Source organism: Vibrio sp. 2130-1, from assembly GCF_033339515.1.
In genome coordinates, this window is the sequence record NZ_JAWOUT010000473.1 from 1 (window position 1) to 601 (window position 601).

At 48.3% G+C, this 601-nt stretch carries 1 pseudogene; it reads left to right on the forward strand.

The window, feature by feature from the left end:
* Positions 1 to 601, forward strand: a pseudogene (locus R7Q09_RS26915) (conjugal transfer protein TraG); the annotation flags it as partial.

Consider the following 601-nt stretch of genomic DNA (forward strand, 5'->3'; position numbering starts at 1 on the left):
TCAGGCCAGCTACAGTCTATCAGGACAAAGAAATACTGATGGTGCGACGTTAACCCGATTAGCGGCGGACAATCCTGAAGTCATGGATTATTTAGGTCGCTATATGAACCAGCATGTTGAAGCAGGTAACCGATTACGTGAAAACCTTCCAATGTATCAGCGCTTGCTACCTGATGATAATCAGGCGTATGTGGCCGCAGCTATGGAGTCTTTAACCTATAGCAACTCCTCGACGCCCGCTGAACGAGACAATGACTATCAAGCAGCAATGACTGTTATGGCCATGGCTACCGGAGCCGATTTACGATCTATTCAGCCACGCTCTAATGAAGGCTTGTCATCAACTGCACCTACTTTTGGTGGCACTCAAAGCCAAGTTGAATCCGGTGTTCTGGGAGGCTATGAGGATGCTGCAACAGTTCAAACGCAGTTCAATTCGGCTCAATCCGCTTACCAAACCAATCTTTCTGGTGTAGATGGACAGCTGAATGCGCATCAGCAACAAGCCCAGCAGGCCGTAGCTTCTGACACAAGTACCTATCAATCTGGACTAAACAGTGAAGCTGGCTCTCAGTGGCGATCTCGCATTATGGCTGATGAT